The 18,822-nt window shown below is 71.5% G+C and carries 17 protein-coding genes and 1 pseudogene; 9 read left to right on the forward strand and 9 right to left on the reverse strand.

Going from position 1 to position 18,822, the window contains the following annotated elements:
* The first annotated feature begins 42 nt into the window (after window positions 1-42).
* Window positions 43-606: an NUDIX hydrolase gene (locus CGL27_RS38310; protein WP_086710837.1), complete on the forward strand. Its 564-nt coding sequence runs from the start codon at window positions 43-45 to the stop codon at window positions 604-606.
* A gap of 24 nt (window positions 607-630) precedes the next feature.
* On the opposite strand, the gene CGL27_RS38315 is transcribed toward CGL27_RS38310, so the two are convergent.
* Window positions 631-888 carry a hypothetical protein gene (locus CGL27_RS38315; RefSeq protein WP_078639968.1) on the reverse strand — a complete coding sequence of 86 codons (258 nt, stop codon included), beginning with the start codon at window positions 886-888 and terminating at the stop codon, window positions 631-633.
* A gap of 197 nt (window positions 889-1,085) precedes the next feature.
* On the opposite strand from CGL27_RS38315, the gene CGL27_RS38320 reads away from it, so the two are divergent.
* Window positions 1,086-1,898, forward strand: coding sequence for an MgtC/SapB family protein (locus tag CGL27_RS38320; protein ID WP_240450787.1), 813 nt, complete (start codon window positions 1,086-1,088; stop codon window positions 1,896-1,898).
* 84 nt (window positions 1,899-1,982) lie between these two features.
* Here CGL27_RS38320 and CGL27_RS38325 read toward each other — a convergent pair whose 3' ends face one another.
* From CGL27_RS38325 to CGL27_RS38335, 3 genes are all read right to left on the reverse strand, one after another.
* Window positions 1,983-2,264: a hypothetical protein gene (locus CGL27_RS38325; RefSeq protein ID WP_119992235.1), complete on the reverse strand. Its 282-nt coding sequence runs from the start codon at window positions 2,262-2,264 to the stop codon at window positions 1,983-1,985.
* 144 nt (window positions 2,265-2,408) lie between these two features.
* Window positions 2,409-3,266: a 3-hydroxybutyryl-CoA dehydrogenase gene (locus CGL27_RS38330; RefSeq protein ID WP_078639964.1), complete on the reverse strand. Its 858-nt coding sequence runs from the start codon at window positions 3,264-3,266 to the stop codon at window positions 2,409-2,411.
* A gap of 154 nt (window positions 3,267-3,420) precedes the next feature.
* A complete protein-coding gene (locus CGL27_RS38335; RefSeq protein WP_346345758.1) occupies window positions 3,421-5,739 on the reverse strand; it encodes a xyloglucanase in 2,319 nt (772 codons plus the stop codon).
* A 343-nt stretch (window positions 5,740-6,082) separates the two neighbouring features.
* Here CGL27_RS38335 and CGL27_RS38340 point away from each other — a divergent pair, with 343 nt between their 5' ends.
* A complete protein-coding gene (locus CGL27_RS38340) occupies window positions 6,083-7,315 on the forward strand; it encodes a family 10 glycosylhydrolase (RefSeq protein WP_119992236.1) in 1,233 nt (410 codons plus the stop codon).
* Window positions 7,316-7,333: 18 nt separating this feature from the next.
* Here CGL27_RS38340 and CGL27_RS38345 read toward each other — a convergent pair whose 3' ends face one another.
* Both CGL27_RS38345 and CGL27_RS38350 read right to left on the reverse strand, forming a co-directional pair.
* Complete coding sequence (locus tag CGL27_RS38345) at window positions 7,334-7,540, reverse strand: DUF1918 domain-containing protein (protein ID WP_014056134.1); 207 nt, start codon at window positions 7,538-7,540, stop codon at window positions 7,334-7,336.
* Window positions 7,541-7,848: 308 nt separating this feature from the next.
* Window positions 7,849-8,802, reverse strand: a pseudogene (locus CGL27_RS38350) (DMT family transporter); the annotation flags it as partial.
* Between CGL27_RS38350 and CGL27_RS38355 the strand changes: the two are divergent.
* Both CGL27_RS38355 and CGL27_RS38360 read left to right on the forward strand, forming a co-directional pair.
* Complete coding sequence (locus CGL27_RS38355; RefSeq protein WP_119992238.1) at window positions 8,801-10,255, forward strand: PLP-dependent aminotransferase family protein; 1,455 nt, start codon at window positions 8,801-8,803, stop codon at window positions 10,253-10,255. The pseudogene CGL27_RS38350 and the gene CGL27_RS38355 sit on opposite strands and share 2 nt — an antisense overlap.
* Window positions 10,256-10,558: 303 nt before the next feature.
* Window positions 10,559-11,131 (forward strand): histidine phosphatase family protein, encoded by a 573-nt coding sequence (locus CGL27_RS38360; RefSeq protein WP_119992239.1) that lies wholly within the window; start codon window positions 10,559-10,561, stop codon window positions 11,129-11,131.
* A 53-nt stretch (window positions 11,132-11,184) separates the two neighbouring features.
* Here the strand turns inward: CGL27_RS38360 and CGL27_RS38365 are convergent, their stop codons facing one another.
* Entirely contained in the window at window positions 11,185-11,706 is a 522-nt protein-coding gene (locus tag CGL27_RS38365; protein ID WP_078639959.1) for a GNAT family protein, read from the reverse strand.
* Window positions 11,707-11,837: 131 nt separating this feature from the next.
* On the opposite strand from CGL27_RS38365, the gene CGL27_RS38370 reads away from it, so the two are divergent.
* Window positions 11,838-14,057, forward strand: a complete 2,220-nt coding sequence (locus tag CGL27_RS38370; RefSeq protein ID WP_119992240.1) for an NADP-dependent isocitrate dehydrogenase — start codon at window positions 11,838-11,840, stop codon at window positions 14,055-14,057.
* Between the two features lie 261 nt (window positions 14,058-14,318).
* Window positions 14,319-15,899, forward strand: coding sequence for an alpha/beta hydrolase (locus CGL27_RS38375; protein WP_119992241.1), 1,581 nt, complete (start codon window positions 14,319-14,321; stop codon window positions 15,897-15,899).
* A 102-nt stretch (window positions 15,900-16,001) separates the two neighbouring features.
* Here the strand turns inward: CGL27_RS38375 and CGL27_RS38380 are convergent, their stop codons facing one another.
* Entirely contained in the window at window positions 16,002-16,433 is a 432-nt protein-coding gene (locus CGL27_RS38380) for a nuclear transport factor 2 family protein (RefSeq protein WP_119992242.1), read from the reverse strand.
* Between the two features lie 127 nt (window positions 16,434-16,560).
* Between CGL27_RS38380 and CGL27_RS38385 the strand changes: the two genes are divergently transcribed.
* Both CGL27_RS38385 and CGL27_RS38390 read left to right on the forward strand, forming a co-directional pair.
* A complete protein-coding gene (locus CGL27_RS38385) occupies window positions 16,561-17,130 on the forward strand; it encodes a PadR family transcriptional regulator (protein WP_078639955.1) in 570 nt (189 codons plus the stop codon).
* On the forward strand, window positions 17,117-17,917 hold the full coding sequence (locus CGL27_RS38390; protein ID WP_119992243.1) for an SGNH/GDSL hydrolase family protein: 801 nt from the start codon (window positions 17,117-17,119) through the stop codon (window positions 17,915-17,917). Before CGL27_RS38385 ends, CGL27_RS38390 begins: the two co-directional genes overlap by 14 nt.
* Before the next feature lie 84 nt (window positions 17,918-18,001).
* Here CGL27_RS38390 and CGL27_RS38395 read toward each other — a convergent pair whose 3' ends face one another.
* Window positions 18,002-18,691: a DUF4232 domain-containing protein gene (locus tag CGL27_RS38395; protein ID WP_078639953.1), complete on the reverse strand. Its 690-nt coding sequence runs from the start codon at window positions 18,689-18,691 to the stop codon at window positions 18,002-18,004.
* Window positions 18,692-18,822: the final 131 nt, after the last annotated feature.

Below are 18,822 nucleotides of genomic sequence, written 5' to 3' on the forward strand. Positions count from 1 at the left end.
GTTCCGCTCGCGGTCCGCACTCTCGTCAGCGGGTGGCCCACCATGGCCTCCCGTTTCGACGAAAGGTGGCTGACAGTGCGATGGAAGAACCTCAGGGAGCGGACCGTGTACGAGAACCGATGGTTCCGAGTCAACCTCGCCGATGTCCGGCTCCCCGACGGGCGCCATCTGGACCACTATCTGATCCGGCTCCGTCCCGTGGCCGTGGCCACGGTGGTGAACGCGGCCAACGAGGTGCTGCTGCTGTGGCGCCACCGGTTCATCACCGACGCCTGGGGCTGGGAGCTGGCCGCGGGCGTCGTCGAGGACGGTGAGGACATCGCCGACGCCGCGGCCCGGGAGATGGAGGAGGAGACCGGCTGGCGCCCCGGCCCGCTGCGCCATCTCCTCTCCGTCGAGCCGTCCAACGGGCTCACCGACGCACGGCACCACATCTACTGGGCCGAGGAGGCATCGTACGTCGGGCACCCGGAGGACGACTTCGAGTCGGACCGCCGCGAGTGGGTGCCGCTGAAGATGGTGCCCGACCTGGTCGCACGCGGTGAGGTGCCCGCGGCCAACATGGCGGCGGCGCTGCTGCTGCTCCACCACATCAGGCTCGGGTAGGCCGGGCCGCCGTCCGCACCGGCGCTAGTGTCCCGCTGCCTGCCATATCGCCAGGGCCAGGGCGGATACCCCGGTCAGGGCGGCGATGGAGGGCAGCGGCCAGCGTCCGTGCTCCAGGATCCGCATCCGCCCGCCCAGTTGGTTCACGTCCTCCTCAGCCTGTTCTCCTCGGTGGTCGAGCAGGGCGAGCCGGCCGTCGACGCGGGTGAAGCCCACGTCGACGGACCGGCGTAATTCCGCGAGCTCCACGGCTAACGCGGCTTGCTCGGGCTCGGTGGTCACGGGTTGATCCCCTTCCGGATGTAACGTCCGTGCAGTGGTAACGCTCCGAGTCAAGCGCATGCACAGGTAGTGCGGGAGCGTGTGTGGGGGTGGTGTGTGAGTCACCGGCGCACACCCCGTGCGAAACGCGGGTACTCAACGGGTACGCATGGGGGACGGCGGTCGAAGGGAGGGACCGCGGGGGGCGGACAGACCGGATGAACCGGACAGAAGGGACGGATGTGCGACTGATCGCGGCTCCGATGTGGGAATTCGGTGTCGACCAGGGAGTACGGCAGTTCGCCGAGCTCGGCGTCGCGCTGGTGCTGTCCACCCTGATCGGGCTCGAGAGGGCGGTGCAGCAGAAGAGCGCCGGGCTGCGCACCCACACCCTGGTGGGCGTGGGCAGCGCGCTGTTCATGCAGGTCTCCCAGTACGGCTTCACCGATGTGCTGCTGCGCGGCCACGTCGGCCTGGACCCCTCACGGGTGGCGGCGCAGGTCGTCTCCGGTATCGGCTTCATCGGCGGCGGCCTGATCTTCGTCCGGCGCGATGCCGTCCACGGGCTGACCACCGCGGCGACCGTCTGGCTCACCTGTGCGGTGGGCATGGCCTGCGGCGGTGGTCTGGCCCTGCTGGCCACCGCGGTCACCGCGGTGCACTTCTTGGTGATCCGCGGCTATCCGCTGCTCACCCACCGGCTGCCGGCCCTCTGGTCGGCCGAACGGGTGGAGTTGCAGCTCGCCTACCGGGTGGGCGCCGGGCTGCTGCCACGTGTCCTGGAGTTGTGTACGGCGGCCGGGTACCGGGTGCTGCAGGTCCGGGTGGACCGGGCGCCCTGGAAGGGCCGAAACCGCACCGCCCGGGTCGTCCGGGCCGAGGAGGAGGCCCGGCCCTCCGATACGGGCGTCGCCGAGGTGCAGCTCGCCCTCGAGGGCACCGGGGACGTGCTCCGGCTGGTCGGGGAGATCTCCGAGCTGGACGGCGTCCTCGGCGCCGACGCGGGGCGGGACCTGGACACGGACGAATGAGCGCCCTTGCGTTGCCGGCCCCGCCCGCCGCGCGTGAAGCGGCCGGTCGGCGGACCGGCTCGCTCGTCCATCGACTCGGGTTGTTCAGTCCGCGTGGCCGAACCAGGCCCGAAGTGCCGTGGTGAGGGAGTCTCCCGACGCGGTCCAGCACACATAGCCGTCGGGCCGTACCAGCACCGCGTCGACGTCGGGCCAGGGTGTCCTCTCGACAAGCGTCGCGGTGACACGATCAGCCCACGGCTTCGCCGTGGTCAGGTACGTTTCGCCGGTCGCGAGCAGCACGCCGCGCCCGGAGTGGAACAGTCCGCTCGCCCGCCCCGTACCGATCCGGACATCAGGCAGCCGCGTGCCCACGTGGCCGCGCATGACATGGCCTTGCCCCTCTCTGTCCAGCTCGTCACCGCCAGGGTATGGGGCAGGGCCGTTGTCGTGTGAGGTGGTTCACTCCTGGGCATGGTGAGGCAGCGGTCGAGAGGGGCGCTGACGATCAGAGATCGCAGGCGGCCTGCCTCAGTACGTGTAGAAGCCCGAGCCCGACTTGCGTCCCATCCGGCCCGCGTCCACCATGCGCAGCAGCAGCGGGGGAGCGGCGTACAGCGGCTCCTTGTACTCGCCGTACATCGAGTCGGCGATCGCCGCGATCGTGTCCAGACCGATCAGGTCGGACAGCTTCAGCGGGCCCATCGGATGGGCGCAGCCCATCTCCATGCCGTTGTCGATGTCCTCGCGGCTGGCGATCCCGGACTCGAACATCCGGATGGCGGAGAGCAGATACGGGATGAGCAGCGCGTTGACCACGAACCCCGCGCGGTCCTGGGCGCGGATGGCGTGTTTGTCCAGGACGTCGTGGACCAGTGCCTCGGTGCGCTTGATGGTCTCGTCACCGGTGGTGAGCGCCGGGATCAGCTCCACCAGCGCCTGCACCGGCGCCGGGTTGAAGAAGTGGATGCCGATCACCTGATCCGGGCGGGAGGTGGCGACGGCCAGCTTGACCAGCGGGATGGAGGAGGTGTTGGAGGCGAGGATCGCGTCCGGGCGGGTCACCACCTGGTCGAGAACCTGGAAGATCTCCGTCTTGACCTGCTCATTCTCGACGACCGCCTCGATCACGAGGTCACGGTCGGCGAATTCCCCCAGGTCGGTGGTGAAGCTCAGCCGGTCCAGCGTCGCGTCGCGCTGCTCCTCGGTGATCTTGCCGCGCTCCGCGGCCTTGCCGAGGGAGTTGGTCAGCCGGGTGCGCCCTATCTCCAGGGCCTCGCCCGTGGTCTCCGCGACCATGACGTCCAGGCCGGATCGGGCGCACACCTCCGCGATGCCCGCACCCATCTGGCCACAGCCCACCACTCCGACGCGTTCGATGTCGGTCACATCGTGCCTTTCGCTGGTCCAACTGTCCGTTGTGCCGTCCCCCTGTCGCCCCAGACGTTACCCTCCGGTTATCGGCGAGGGGCGGGCCGGGGCCGGATTCCCGGCCCCGGCCCGCCCCCGTCCCCGTCTTGCGCACGGGGCTCTCACACCACGGTCACGAGGCGTCGCCGCGCAGGATGCCGCGGCCGTTGGTGGCCACGTAGACCCGTCCGTAGACCCGTGGGTCGCCGGTGATCGAGGCGCCCGTCCAGCCCCACTGGTGGGCGTCGTCGTTGATCCGGGTCCAGCTCGCCCCGGCGTCGGTGGAGCGGAAGATGCCGCGCACCCCGCCGATCTTCGCGCTGGTGTAGAGCGCCTGGTAAGAGGCGCCCGGTGCCGCCTTGCCGAAGCCGATGGTGTCCGCCTGCTGGACGCCGCTCAGTTTGGTGAAGGTCGCGCCGGAGTCCGTGGAGTGCCACAGTCCGTAGGCCCCGGTCGTGCTGCCGCCCGCGAGCCAGATGTCGCCCTCGGCGCCCGGCAGCGCCTTGAACCGCACCGGGCCGTCGCCCGGCAGCCCCAAGGACGCCCTGGCGGTGAAGGTGGCGCCGCCGTCGGTGCTGACGTAGAACGTGCCCGCCTTGAAGCCGTAGAACTTCTTCGGGTTCTTGCGGTCGGACTCCACGACCGCCCCGGCCGGGATGCCGCTCGACGCCGACCAGGAGTTGCCGAAACCGGTGGTGTGGTAGACGGTCGAGGTGCCCTCCGGGGCCCAGACGAAGCCGCTGCCGTCGGCCGCCGCGGCCACTGTGCCGCCGCCCGTGACCCCGGACGGCTCGCTGCCCTGGAACCAGTTGGCGCCGTTGTCGGTCGAGAACGCGATCCGCGGGGCGGAGTCGTTGTTGCCCACCCGGACCACGGTGTTCGCATTGGTCTCGGCGTAGTCCAGGCTGGTGGTCGTGGTGAACGTCGGCGAGGTGTGCATCCTCGCGGGCACCGCGTCGAGGTCGGTGTGTCGGAAGCCCCCGATGTCACCGAGCGCGCTGAGCAGCGGGGCGCCGGTGGGCGGGCTCGCCAGATCGTTGACCGCCGTCTCCTCCAGGCCCTTGACCATGGGCGTGATGGTGATGGTGCCGCCCGTGTCCCAGTTCGCGAGGTTCTCCGTGCCGTAGACCGTCGCACCCGTGCCGTACATCATCCGGCGGGAGTCGAACGGGTCGATCTCCAGCGCCTCGGTCATCCAGCCCAGCTTCGGGGTCACTTCGGGCGGCGAGGGGTTGGCGCCGAAGGTCAGCCAGGGGACGGACGAGACGTCCTGGGTGTAGCGCAGGGACCGGTTGGGATAGCTGGTGAAGTCCCAGGCCCGGGTCCAGGTGGCGCCGGAGTCGGTGGAGCGGAAGATCTGGGTGTCCGGCCACCAGGAGCTGTAGCCGGTCACCATCAGCGTGCCGGGATTTTGCCGGTCCACCGTGAGCCCGCTGTAGCCGAAGTAGGTGTCGGCGTCCGTCATGGGGCTGATGTTCTTCCACTCCCCGGTCGCCGTGGTGTACCGCCACACCTGGCCCTTCTCCCCGTCGTACGGGCCGCCCTTGTCGCTGGTGGTGAGGTACAGATAGCCGTTCTTCGTATCGAGGACGCCCTTGTGGGAGAGATAGCCGGTCGGCTGTCCGGCCACCCGCGACCAGGTGGCGCCCGCGTCCGTCGAGCGGTAGACGGTGTTGTTCTTGTCGGCCACGCCCACGTAGACGGTCTTCGTCGCGCTGCCGGAAGAACCGGTGCGCTCGTCGAAGGTCACCCACACCACGCCCTGGTTGTCGCTCAGATAGCCGCTGGTGTCGCTCGCGTCCTGGACGTAGGTGCCGGGGTTGGGGAAGGACGTCACCTTCGACCAGGTGACACCGGAGTCGGTGGAGCGCCACAGCCCGTTGCCGCTCGGCGCGCCGAGGTAGAGCACGCTGTTCTTGTTGGGGTCGACCGCCAGCCGTTCCCCCATGCCGCGGCCGGGCATATTGCCGCCCAGCTTGAAGGGGAGGGTGGTGGACTGCCAACTGGCGCCCCGGTTGGACGAGCGCAGGATGGCGCCGTTGCCCGGGTCCCAGCTGTTGGTGTACGTACCGGCCGCCACATAGACCTTGTCGGGGTCCACGGAGTCGCTGGCCAGGCTCACCACCCCGGTCCAGCCCCAGTGGTCCCAGTCCAGCGAGTCCAGCAGCGGCACCCACCGCTTGCCGGACTGGTCCCAGCGGTACGCCCCGCCGATGTCGGTGCGGGCGTAGGCGAGGTTCTTCTCCTTGCGGTTGAAGACGATGCCGGGGACGAAGCCGCCGCCGTCCACCCGGACGTTCTTCCAGGTGTAGGCGTCGGCCTGGGCGGTGCCCCGGGCGGGGGCCGGTTCGGGGCGGGCCGCCGCGGGGGAGGCGGCGGCGGTGAGTAAGCCGCCGACGAGTGCCAGCGCGGCCATGAGCGCGCCGAGCGGTCTGCTGCCTTTGCTGCGCACGGGAACTTCCTCTCCGGACGTGGGGGTGGTGAGGGGTGCGGGCCCTGCGGGCGAGGTATTTGGGAGCGCTCCCATGCGTGCGTCATCCGATGCTAGCGGCCGGATGGCCGCGCGAGAAGGGTGAAGTCAAGCGGTCCTCAAGGGGTGTTGGGCTTGCGCGGCCCGGATTCGCGATAGGCATTGCCGGGCGCCCCACAAGGGCCCCATCATCAGCGGGAGTTGCCTCCTCCGGCGCGATGCCTGCCCGGGGCCGGAAGGGAGACGGCCTCCTGGGGCCGCGGGTCCCGGCCGGTGGCGGGCGGCGGCGCTACGTTGGCGATACGACCGAGGCGAGGAGCTGGGCATGGGTCGGATCACGCGCAGAAGTCTGACGGCCGCGGCCGCCGGAGCCCTGGCCGCCACCGTCACGGCGGGCGACGCGCTGGCGGAGGGGCGGGGCGGTGGGCACCGGCCCGAGTTCCGCGGGATGTGGCTGGCCACCGTCGCCAACCGCGACTGGCCGTCCAAACCGGGTCTCACCGCGGCCGAGCAGCGGGCCGAGCTGCTGAGCTTTCTGGACACCGCCGTGCGCCGCCGGCTCAACGCGGTGGTCTTCCAGGTGCGGCCGACGGCGGACGCGCTGTGGCCCTCACCGTACGAGCCGTGGGCGGAGTGCCTCACCGGCGTGCAGGGCCGGGACCCGGGCTGGGATCCGCTGGGCACCGCCGTGCGCGAGGCGCACCGGCGCGGTCTCGAGCTGCACGCCTGGTTCAACCCGTACCGGATCGCCAACCACACCGACCCCTCCCGGCTGATCCCCACCCATCCGGCCCGGGTGCACCCCGAGTGGGTCGTGCCGTACGGCGGGAAGCTCTACTACAACCCCGGGCTGCCCGAGGTCCGCCGCTTCGTCCAGGACGCCATGCTGGACGCGGTCGCGCGCTATGACATCGACGCCGTCCACTGGGACGACTACTTCTACCCCTATCCGGTGGCCGGCCAGGTCTTCGACGACGACGCGGCCTACGCGCGCTACGGTGCGGGCTTCCCGGACCGGGCGGCCTGGCGGCGGAACAACATCGACCGGCTGGTGTACGAGACGGCCGTGCGCGTCAAGCGGCTGAAGCGGCGGGTGCGGTTCGGCATCAGCCCCTTCGGCGTCTGGCGCAACCAGGCCACCGACCCGCTCGGCTCCGCCACCACGGCAGGGGTGCAGACCTACGACGACCTCTTCGCGGACACCCGCGGCTGGGCGCGGCGGGGATGGCTCGACTACATCGTCCCGCAGGTTTACTGGAACATCGGCTTCGCCGCCGCCGACTACGCCGCGCTCGTCCCCTGGTGGTCGGAGGTGGTCCGGGGCACGGGTGTGAACCTCTACATCGGCGAGGCGCTCTACAAGGCGGGCGATCCGGCGCAGCCCGCGCCCTGGCAGGACCCGGCGGAGCTGTCCCGGCACCTCACCTTCGACCAGGGCTTTCCGCAGGTGCGCGGCAATGTGTACTTCTCGGCCAAGGAGGTGGCCGCCGACCGCAACGGCGCCATGGCGCGTGTGGTCGCCGACCACTATCCCCATCGGGTCCGTCCGCCCCGCTGAGCCGGGGCCCCGGGCCGGCTAACGCTGCCCGGGTCCGGCGGCCAGGTGGCGGACGACCGAGTCGGGCCCGGGGGAGAACAGGCACTCGTGTCCGTCGTCCTCGTAACGCACGCGGTAGGGCGGTTCCCCGTCGGTCCCGAGCACTTCGATGATCTCCGCTACACGATCGTGAATCCCGACAACCCTGCCGTGCACCAGCAGCTTGTCGCCTACGGTCGCCTCCATGTGCGTGACCTCCTGTCCGCTGGAGGGCAATGCGATCTGCTGAGGGCAATGCGATCCCTGGGGCCAGTCTATGGCCGATTGTCCTGGTTTGCCCCCGCCGGGGGGTGATTCGGGTACCCCGCTCCGGGGATCCGGCTCGCCGCTTCGGGGATCCGCTCCGCCACCGCGGGAGCCCGGCTCGCCGCTTCGGGGGCCCGCTCCGCCACCGCGGGAGCCCGGCTCGCCGCTTCGGGGGCCCGCTCCACCGCCGTGGTTCCCTGTGCCCGGCCCGCCGCCGCCGGGGTCCGTACGGCCCTCGCCGCCGGGACCCGCGCCCGCTGCGTCACCCCGATGCACACCAGCACCGCCACGGCGGCGATCGGGGCGGCGGGGGTCAGCTCCTCGCCGAGGAGCAGCACCGACCACACCAACGTGAGCAGCGGCTGGGCCAGTTGGAGCTGGCTGGCCCGCGTCACCCCGATGGCGGCCATCCCCCGGTACCAGACCACCATGCCCACGAACTGCGAGCCCACCGCCAGCCACAGCAGCCCGGCCACCGCGCGGCCGCCGAGGTGGACGTCCTCGGCCGACAGCGCGAGCACCGCGCCCGGCGCCGACAGCGGCAGACAGCCCACCAGCGCCCAGCCGATCACCTGCCAGCCCGGCATATGGCCGGCCAGCCGTCCGCCTTCGGCATAGCCCGCCGCGCACACCGGCAGCGCGGCGAACAGATACAGATCACCGGCGGTGGGTGCGCCGCCGCTCTGCTGCAGGGCGAAGGCGATCACGACCGCGGCCCCGGCCAGCGCCGCCGCCCAGAACGTCCGCGAGGGCCGCACCCCGGTGCGTACGGCGGAGAGGGCGGCGGTGGTGAGCGGCAGCAGGCCGACCACCACCGCCGCGTGCGCCGTGGTGGAGGTCTGCAGGGCGAGCGTGGTCAGCAGCGGGAAACCCACGACGACCCCGGCCGCCACGACCAGCAGCCCCGGCCAGTGGCGGCGGGCCGGCGCCGGCACCCGCAGGGCGGTCAGCGCGCCGCCCGCGATCAGCGCGGCGAGCACCACCCGGCAGGTGGTCACGGACCAGGGGCCGAGGCCGGTGAGCGCCCAGGCGGTGCCGGGGAAGGTCAGGGAGAAGGCGGCCACGCCGAGCATGGCGAGCACGGTGCCGGTACGGGCGGCGGACGGCGGCGGGGAGTTGTCCCGGCCCCGGGTGGTGTCGTCCCCGCCCCCGGTGCTCACCGCTATCGCGCTGTCATCGGTAGCGCTATCCTGTGCTGTCATGGAACAGCGTAGCAGTGTGGCCGAACTCGCGAAATCGCTGCGAAAGGAGCTGGACCGCTACTCGCCCGGAGAGAAGCTGCCGTCCAGTCGTGCCCTGGTCGAGCGCCACCGGGTGAGCCCGGTCACCGTCTCCCGCGCCCTCGCCGCACTCGCCGCCGAAGGGCTGGTGGTCACCCGCCCCGGCGCCGGTGCCTTCCGCGCCGACCGCCCCGGGGCCGCGGCGCCACGGCCGGGCGACACCTCCTGGCAGGAGGTCGCGCTGAGCGTGGAGACGGTCGGCGAGCCGGTGCGACGCTCGGTGGACGCCTCCGGCGTCCTGGCCACGCTCGCCGCCCCGCCGCACGGCATCCTGGAATTCAACAACGGCTATCTGCACTCCTCGCTCCAGCCGGAGCGGGCGCTGTCCGCCGCCCTGGCCCGCGCCGGACGGCGGCCCGGGGCGTGGGAGCGCCCCCCGGTGGAAGGGCTCCCGGAGCTGCGCGCCTGGTTCGCCCGCGAGATCGGCGGCCCGGGTGGGACCCTCGGCGCCGCCGACGTGCTGATCACCGCGGGTGGCCAGTCCGCGCTCACCTGCGCGCTGCGCGCCCTCGCCCCGCCCGGCGCGCCCGTCCTCGTCGAATCCCCGACCTACCCCGGGGTGCTCGCCGCCGCCCGCGCCTCCGGGCTGCGCCCCGTCCCGGTGCCGGTGGACACCGAGGGGGTCCGGCCCGAGCTGCTCGCCGAGGCGCTGCGGGCGACCGGCGCCCGGGTCTTCGTCTGCCAGCCGCTGTTCCAGAACCCCACCGGGGCGATACTCGCCCCCGAGCGGCGCCGCGAGGTGATCGGGATCGCCCGTGAGGCGGGCGCGTTCGTGGTCGAGGACGACTTCGCCCGCCGGCTCGTCCACGAGGACGCGCCCCCGCTGGCCCCCACGCTCGCCGCCGACGACCCCGACGGGGTGGTGGTCCATGTGTGCTCGCTCACCAAACCCACTTCGCCCAGCCTGCGGGTGGGCGCGCTCGCCGCCCGCGGCCCCGCGCTGGGGCGGCTGCGCGCGATCCAGGTCGTCGACAGCTTCTTCGTGCCCCGCCCGCTCCAGGAGGCGGCCCTGGAACTCGTCGGTGCCCCCTCCTGGCCCCGCCATCTGCGCAACGTCGCCGCCGAGCTGCGCACCCGCCGCGACGTGCTCGTCACCGCCGTACGGCGCGAACTGCCCGCCCTGGAGCTGCGTTATGTCCCGCCCGGCGGCTACCACCTGTGGCTGCGGCTGCCCCAGGGCACCGACGAGACCGCGCTGGACTCCGCCGCGCTGCGCGCCGGGGTCTCCGTCGCCCCCGGCGGCCCGTACTTCTGCGCCGAACCGCCCGCGCCGCATGTGCGGCTGAGCTTCGCGTCGGTGGCGGGCGTCGGCGAACTGGCCGAGGGTGTACGGAGGTTGAGCACCGCGTGGGACGAGGTGCTCGGGCGGGCGTAGCGGGTGCCCGACGGGGCTTGCCGCCTGCGGCGGGCTGTTCCCCTCCCCGCCCCTTCCCACAACTGGGGCTCCGCCCCAGACCCCGGCGTCAAGGGGCAAAGCCCCTGCCACGCGGCGGAGCCGCATATCGACGCAGCCCCGCGCCCCTTCAGGGCGTCCGCATCCTGCCCGCCATCCACGATGCGCACGGTGTTCACAGGACGGCCGCTTCGAGCCGCCCGGTGACCCGGCGCACACCGAAAGGCCCTGCTCTTCTCGTGGTTACGGGTCCTGGAGCCGTGGCCGTGACCGTACGATGCCGGGATGACGTTTCGGCTGACGCTGGTCGCCGCCGGCCGCAGCTCCTCCCGGCTGGGGGAGCGCTTCGGTGACGACCGGCCGCTGGATCCGGAGGGCCGGCTCGCCGCCGAGCGCGCGGCCCCCGCGCTCGCACCGCTGGCCGCGGCGGAGCTGCGCTACTGCTCGCCGTCGGCCCGCAGCCGGGAGACCGGCGATGCGCTGGGCTTCACCCCGTTGGTCCAACTCGCCCTGCGCGACTGCGACATGGGCCGCTGGGCGGGCCGCTCCCTCGCCGATGTGATGGCGCGCGAACCGGGCGAGGTGGACGCCTGGCTCGGCGATCCGCGCTCGGTACCGCACGGCGGGGAGTCGCTGCACGCCTTCATCATGCGGATCGGCGGCTGGCTGGACACCCGCCCGGCCGAGGACCACGCCAAGATGGTGGCCGTCGCGGACCCCGGGGTGGTCCGTGCCGCCCTGATGTACGCGATCAAGGCGCCGCCGCACTGCTACTGGAACGTCGACATACGCCCGCTCTCCACGGTCACCCTCACCGGCCGGGCGGGCGAATGGCGGCTGCGCGTGGGCGGAGCGTGACAGGAGCGCTCACGGCGCCTCCCAGGAGCGCTCACGGCGCCTCCCAGGAGCGCTCACGGCGCCTCAGTGATCTCCTCGGCCAGCAGATCCATCAGCAGGCCGTCGTGCCACGTACCGTCGGGGCCGCGCTCGTAGGACCGCATGATGCCGACGGGCCGGAAGCCGACCTTGCCGTAACAGCGGATCGCGGCGGCGTTGTCCGCCGCCGGGTCGATCACGATCCGGTGGTGGCCATGGTCGGCGATCAGATGGCGGGCCAGGGTGCGTACCGCGTCGGTGCCCAGCCCCCGCCCGTGCACCGCCGGGTCCAGATAGATGTCGATGCTCGCGTGCCGGTAGTCCGGCTCGGTCTCGGCCGCCCACTGGATCATGCCGATCACCGCGCCCCCGTACTCGATGCTCAGATGCTCGGCGCCGGGCTCGGCCAGGTCCTCGCGCACCGCCGCCACCAGGTCCTCGCCGCCCCGCCAGCGCGCGTAGACCTCGGGCTTCGCGCGGATCGCGGCCAGGACGGGGACATCGGAGGGGTCGGTGGGGCGCAGCACCACCTGTGCGCCTCGCAGGGTCGTCGGCATGGACGGGACGATCCCAGGAAGCGCGGGCGGTGGCCAGGGCGCGTCGTTCTGCCCAGGGCCCTTTCGGGAAAGCGCCCGGCACCAGATATCTTGATGTCGAGCAATGTTGCAGACGTGGAGCGGAGCACCCGGTGACTGACTCGACCATCATCTATACGCACACGGACGAGGCCCCTGCCCTCGCGACGTACTCGTTCCTGCCGGTGATCGAGGCATACGCCTCGACGGCCGGGGTCACCGTGGAGAGCCGGGACATCTCTCTGGCGGGGCGCATCATCGCCCAGTTCCCGGAGCACCTCGAAGAGGGCCAGCGCATCCCCGACGCCCTCGCCGAGCTCGGTGACCTTGCGAAGACCCCTGAGGCCAACATCATCAAGCTGCCGAACATCTCGGCCTCGATCCCGCAGCTCAAGGCCGCGGTCGCCGAGCTGCAGGAGCAGGGCTACGCGCTGCCGGACTACCCGGACGACCCGAAGACCGATGAGGAGCGGGAGATCCGCGCCCGTTACGACAAGGTCAAGGGCTCCGCCGTGAACCCGGTGCTGCGCGAGGGCAACTCCGACCGCCGCGCCCCCGCCTCGGTGAAGAACTACGCCAAGGCGAACCCGCACCGCATGGGCGCCTGGACGGCCGATTCCAAGACCAATGTGTCCCACATGGACACCGACGACTTCCGCTCCACCGAGAAGTCCGCGGTGATCCAGGAGGCCGGTTCGCTGCGCATCGAGCTGGCGGGCGACGACGGCTCCACCACCGTGCTGCGCGAGTCGGTGCCGGTGCTGGCGGGCGAGGTCGTGGACGCCTCCGTGATGCGCGTCGCGGCGCTGCGCGAGTTCCTCTCGGCGCAGGTCGGCCGCGCCAAGGCGGAGGGCGTGCTGTTCTCGCTGCACCTGAAGGCCACGATGATGAAGGTCTCCGACCCGATCATCTTCGGCCACGCCGTACGGGCCTTCTTCCCCAAGACCTTCGCCGAGCACGGTGAGACCCTCGCCGCCGCCGGTCTGACCCCGAACGACGGTCTGGGCGGCATCCTCAAGGGCCTGGAGGCCCTGCCCGAGGGCGCGGCGATCAAGGCGTCCTTCGACGCCGAGCTGGCCGAGGGCCCGGAGCTGGCCATGGTCGACTCCGACCGCGGCATCACCAACCTGCATGTGCCGTCCGACGTCATCGTCGACGCCTCCATGCCGGCCATGATCCGCACCTCCGGCCACATGTGGGGCCCGGACGGCGAGGAGCACGACACCCTCGCGGTGATCCCGGACAGCAGCTACGCCGGGATCTACCAGGCCGTCCTCGACGACTGCCGCGCCAACGGCGCCTTCGACCCGGCCACGATGGGCTCGGTGCCCAACGTCGGCCTGATGGCGCAGAAGGCCGAGGAGTACGGCAGCCACGACAAGACCTTCGAGATCCCCACCACGGGCACCGTCCGCGTCCTGGACGAGGCGGGCAACGCGGTCATCGAGCAGGTCGTCGGCGCCGGTGACATCTTCCGGATGTGCCAGACCAAGGACGTGCCGATCAAGGACTGGGTCAAGCTGGCCGTCACCCGCGCCCGCGCCACCGGCGACCCGGCCGTCTTCTGGCTCGACGAGGGCCGTGCGCACGACGCCAACCTCATCGAGAAGGTCAAGGCGTACCTGCCCGAGCACGACACCGAGGGCCTGGACATCAAGATCCTCTCGCCGGTCGAGGCGATCAAGCTCTCCCTCGAGCGGATCCGCCGCGGCGAGGACACGATCTCGGTCACCGGCAACGTCCTGCGTGACTACCTGACCGACCTGTTCCCGATCCTGGAGCTGGGCACCAGCGCCAAGATGCTCTCGGTCGTCCCGCTGATCAACGGCGGCGGGCTGTTCGAGACCGGCGCGGGCGGCTCGGCACCCAAGCATGTCCAGCAGCTCGTCAAGGAGAACTACCTGCGCTGGGACAGCCTGGGCGAGTTCCTCGCCCTCGCGGTCAGCTTCGAGCACCTCGCGCAGAAGACGGGCAACGCGCGGGCCCAGGTCCTCGCCGACACCCTCGACCGGGCGACCGGCTCCTTCCTCGCCGAGAACAAGTCGCCCAGCCGCCGCGTCGGCGGTATCGACAACCGCGGCAGCCACTTCTACCTGGCCCTGTACTGGGCCCAGGAGCTGGCCCGGCAGACCGACGACGCGGCCCTGGCCAAGGCGTTCGCCCAGCTCGCCGAGGTGCTCACCGCCCAGGAGCAGACGATCGTCGACGAACTGCTCGCCGTCCAGGGCTCCCCGGTCGACATCGGCGGCTACTACCAGCCCGACCCGGCCAAGGCCGCGGCCGTGATGCGTCCGTCCGCGACCCTCAACCAGGCCCTCGCCACCCTCGGCTGACGCCCCGGCGCACCACTGCGCCCCGGCCGGTACCCTCCGGCCGGGGCGCTTCGTCTTGTCCGCTACGGCTCCTGTCCGGGGCGACCACCGCGGAAGCCAACGTGCGTGGGGGCCGATGGCGTAAGACTTCAGAGCCACCTGCCCGCCGACCTGTACTCCCAGCGGCGTAGGGCATCCCATCCCATCGAGGGTTTCTCCCCAACTGCCCCATGAGAAAGGGTGATTGCGTCACAACACAGACTGCTCATAAGGACTCCCCACGTGCGAACCAGACCATTCGTCCATGTCCTGGCGGCGAGCACTCTCGCGGCCCTGGTACCGGCCCTCGCCCCGGCCGGCGCCTCCGCCGCCGGCAACCCCCTGGAGCCGTACCTCGGTCAGCAGCCGGCCTGGCACCGCTGCGCCGGCGACACTCCGGCCTCCTACCAGTGCGCCACCATCAAGGTCCCGCTGGACTACAGCCGCCCCGACGGCAAGAAGACCAATCTCGCGATATCGCGCATGAAGACCAGCACCGCGGCGGAGCGCCGCGGTGTGCTGCTGCTCAACCCCGGTGGACCGGGCGGTCCGGGCATCGGCATGCCGCTCTCGCTGGCCACTGAGTTGCCGAAGTCGGTGACGGAGAAGTACGACCTCATCGGCTTCGACCCCCGGGGTGTCGGCCGGAGCTCCCCCGTCACCTGTGGTCTGACCGGCGTCGAGGAGAGCTGGGAACGCCCCTACCGGGACGAGACGCTCGCCCGGGACGTGAAGTGGGCGCGCACCGTCGCCGAGAAGTGCGACACCGAACAGGGCGACAAGCTGCGCCACATCACCACCCGGAACACGGCTCGCGACATGGATGTCATCCGGGCCGTGCTGGGCGAGAAGAAGATCTCCTACCTCGGGTATTCGTACGGCACCTACCTCGGCGCCGTCTACACGCAGCTCTTCCCCCGGCGCGCCGACCGATTCGTCCTGGACAGCTCCGTGGACCCGGCACGCATATGGCGCGGCATGATCCAGATCTGGGCCGAGGGCGCCGAACCCGCCTTCACGCGGTGGAGCGAGTGGACCGCCCAGCGGCACAGCACGTACAAACTGGGCAAGACCCCCGAGGCCGTTCGCAAGACCTTCTGGGACCTGGTCGCCCAGGCCGACCGTGAGCCGATCGAGCTCGACGGCCAGAAGCTGACCGGCGACGACATCCGCGGCGGCATCCGCGCCTCGTTGTTCACGGTGCGCGAGGGCGCGGAGGCCATCGCCAGGCTGAAGAAGGCGGCCGACGGGGCTCCGGACCGCACCGGCGAGTCCACGGCGCCCAGCCGTCCCGCCCAGCCGGCCTTCGGCCGCGCCGCGGCCCCGGACAACGGCACCGCCGCCTTCTGGTCCGTCGTGTGCGCCGACACCCGTGACTGGCCGCGCGACCCCGAGCGGTACCGCAGCGACGCGTTGCGGGCGAAGGCGAAGTATCCGCTGTACGGCGACTTCGGATCCACCATCAAGCCGTGCGCCTTCTGGAAGAAGGACGGCAGCGAGCCCGCCACCAAGGTCGACAACAAGGTCGGCGCGCTGATCCTGCAGAACGAGTGGGACTCGCAGACGCCCCTCGCCAGCGGTCGCGGTATGCACCGGGCGATGAAGGGCTCGCGGATGGTCACCGTCGCCGGAGGCGAGGGCCACGGGATCTACGGCTACACCAAGTCGTGCGCGGACAAGCCGGCCACCGGCTATCTGTCCACCGGCCGTCTCCCGGCGAAGGACCTGACGTGCCGTACGCCCGCGTCACAGCGCGAGCGGGGCTTCAAGAAGTTGCCCCTTCCCGCGCCTTCGGGACTCCCGGGTACGACGAACGGCTTCTGATCCGTTCCGCCGGACGATGAGGTGATGTGGGGCTCCAGCAGGCTGGGGCCCCACATCGCGTTCTGCCCGCGTGGCCCCTGCGACGACGGGCAGGACGTGCGTCTACCGGCCCGCGGGCGCCGGTGCGAGGCCGTCCTCGACCAGCCCGGCGAGGACCGCTTCGCCGAGGGCGTGGACGGCGGACCGGGGCCGGACCATGACGGTGAACTCCTTGATCCGGCCGTCGTCGCCGAAGTGCAGCAGATCGATGCCGTGGATCTCCTTGTCGGCCACCCGGGCGCGGAAGACCAGCACCGCCGACGCGGCGGAGGTGCCGTCGGTGCTGGTCTGCGCGGTGCCGGTGTAGTCGCCGACGTAGCGGAAGTCCTCGAACGTGCGCAGCAGGACCCCGAAGAGGCCGAGCACCATCGGCTTGCCTTCGAAGGGGGTGAACTTGACGGGGCTGTAGAGGCGGATGTCCTCGGTGAACAGGTCGTCCAGGGCCGTCAGGTCCTTGTTGTCGACGGCGGCACGGAAACGGTCGGCAGCGTTCATCGCGGCCCCACCTTCGCTAGTCATGGATGTGATTAGTCATTTTCATGACTACCATGGTTCCGTGTCCGGCGGCAGAGGCATTCCGGCGGCAGAGGCATGAAGGCAGCGGCATGAAGGAGGCGGTCCCATGGCCCTGAGGCACGCCGTGCTGGCAGCGCTGCTCGAGGGGGAGCTCAGCGGATACCAGCTGACCAAGGCGTTCGACATCGGCGTGGCGAACTTCTGGCACGCCCAGCCGCAGCAGCTCTACGCCGAGCTGACCCGCCTGGAGAAGGACGGGCTCATCGCGGGCCGGGAGGTGGCCCAGGAGACCCGCCCCACCAAGCGTCTGTTCCAGGTGACCGATGCCGGGCTGGCGGAACTGGAGGAGTTCACGGCCGCCTTCGCGAAGCCCTCCTTCATCCGCGACGACCTGCTCGTCAAGGTCCAGGCCGCCGACCACGTCGACACCGAGACCCTGATCGCCCAGCTCACCGAGCGGGCCGCCTTCGCCCAAGCCAAGATCCACCTCTTCGGCAAGCTGCTGCGAAAAATCCGCGGTGACCTTACGGAGGAGGAGTTCCTTCGCCACGGCCGCCCCATCGGCCCGTATCTGACCTGCCTGCGCGGCCTGGCCCTCGAACAGGGCAACCGCGACTGGTGCGAGCGCACGATCACGGTCCTGCGACAGAGGGAGCACACCCATGCCCGGCACTGACGTGCCCTACAGCCGCTACGTCGCGCTGGGCGACAGCCAGACCGAGGGCCTGGGCGACGGCGACGAGGCCACCGGTCTGCGCGGCTTCGCCGACCGCCTCGCCGAACACCTCGCCCACCACAACCCCGGCCTCTCCTACGCCAACTTCGCCGTGCGGGGCCGCCTCGCCGCGCAGGTCCACACCGAGCAGCTCGCACCCGCCCTGTCCCTCCGCCCCGACCTGGCCACCGTCGTCGCCGGGGTCAACGACCTGCTGCGCCCCCGCTTCGACGCCGACCATGTCGCCCACCACCTGGAGGCGATGTTCGCCGCGCTCACCGCCCAGGGCGCCCGCGTGGCCACGCTCACCTTCCCCGACCCCGCCCGCATCACCCCGCTGGCGCGTCCCCTCGCCCCGCGCGTCGTCGCCCTCAATCAGCGCATCCGCGAAGCCGCCGGTCGTCACGGTGTCACCGTCGCCGAAACCAGCCGGCACCCCGTCGTGGCCGATCCTCGTCTGTGGAGCAGCGACCGCCTGCACGCCAGCCCCCTCGGCCACCAGCGCATCGCCGCCGCCCTCGCGCACGCCCTCAGCCTGCCCGGCACCGACGACACCTGGACCCACCCCCTGCGCCCGCCGGCGACACCCGTGCCCACCGGATGGCGCGCCGCCCCCGGCGAACTGCGCTGGACCGCCACCTTCCTCGGCCCCTGGCTCACCCGGCGGCTCCGCGGCCGTTCCTCCGGCGACGGCCACACCGCCAAGCGCCCGGACCTGGGCCCGGTGGACACGAGGCGCCCGAGCTGAGCGGTGTGACTGAGCGTCGTAGTCGGCCGGTTGAGCGGGTGAGCGGGCACGTCCCGGGATGACGCGTCACCGGTCGACGGGCTGTCAGAAGTCGTACGGCTTCTCGGTGCTCCAGTTCAGCACGTCGGCCTCGTTCCAGCTGAACTGCGGCTTCTCGCCCTTGCTGTCGACGGAGTAGAAGGGGCCGTCCTGGCCGTCCGCGCCGCGCAGCGCGATGGCGAACGACTGCGCCGTCTGGTTCTTCGAGCCGTAGTCGAAGAGGTTCACCGCGCTGTATGCCGTGCTGCCGGGCTGGAGCGTGATGCGCTTGTCGCCGCCAGTGTCGTCCTTCTTCGAGAGCGGCAGTACGGCGTCGTCGTCGCCGAGCTTCACGGACGGGTACGAGGTGACCCAGCACGGCTTGTCGCCCTCGTTCGACGCGGTGATCAGCAGGTGGTCACCCTGCTGGTCGGCGAGCTGGTGCACCGCGGTGACCATCATCTCGTCGCCGCGGCACTGCTGGGCGGCCGTTGCGGCCTTGTTCGCGACCTCGTCCGACCCGCCCGAGGCGGTCGTCGAGCGCTCGCCCGTCTTGGCGTCACCGCCGCTCTTGGCCTGCTCCGCGCCGCCCTTGGCGTCTCCGTTGGACGCGGACCGGCTCTGCGAGGTACCGGCGGCCTTGTCGCCGCCCGCCGCCTTCGAGTCGCCGTCGGCGCCGCCGCAGGCGGTCAGGCCCAGCGCCAGCGCGGCGGTGACGGTGGCCAGGGCGGCGGTGCGAATCCGGGAAGTACGCATGATCAGGTTTCCCCTGCGTCTCGTGCGGGAGTCTTCTTCGGCGTCCCGCGGTGTGGACACCACTTTTCCCGGGGCCGCTGACGTTCTGGAAACGCCTCACTCACGCCTCACTCACGTCCCGCAAACGAACC

Origin of the sequence: Streptomyces sp. 11-1-2 (genome assembly GCF_003595545.1) — a bacterium.
GTDB classification, from domain to species: domain Bacteria; phylum Actinomycetota; class Actinomycetes; order Streptomycetales; family Streptomycetaceae; genus Streptomyces; species Streptomyces hygroscopicus_B.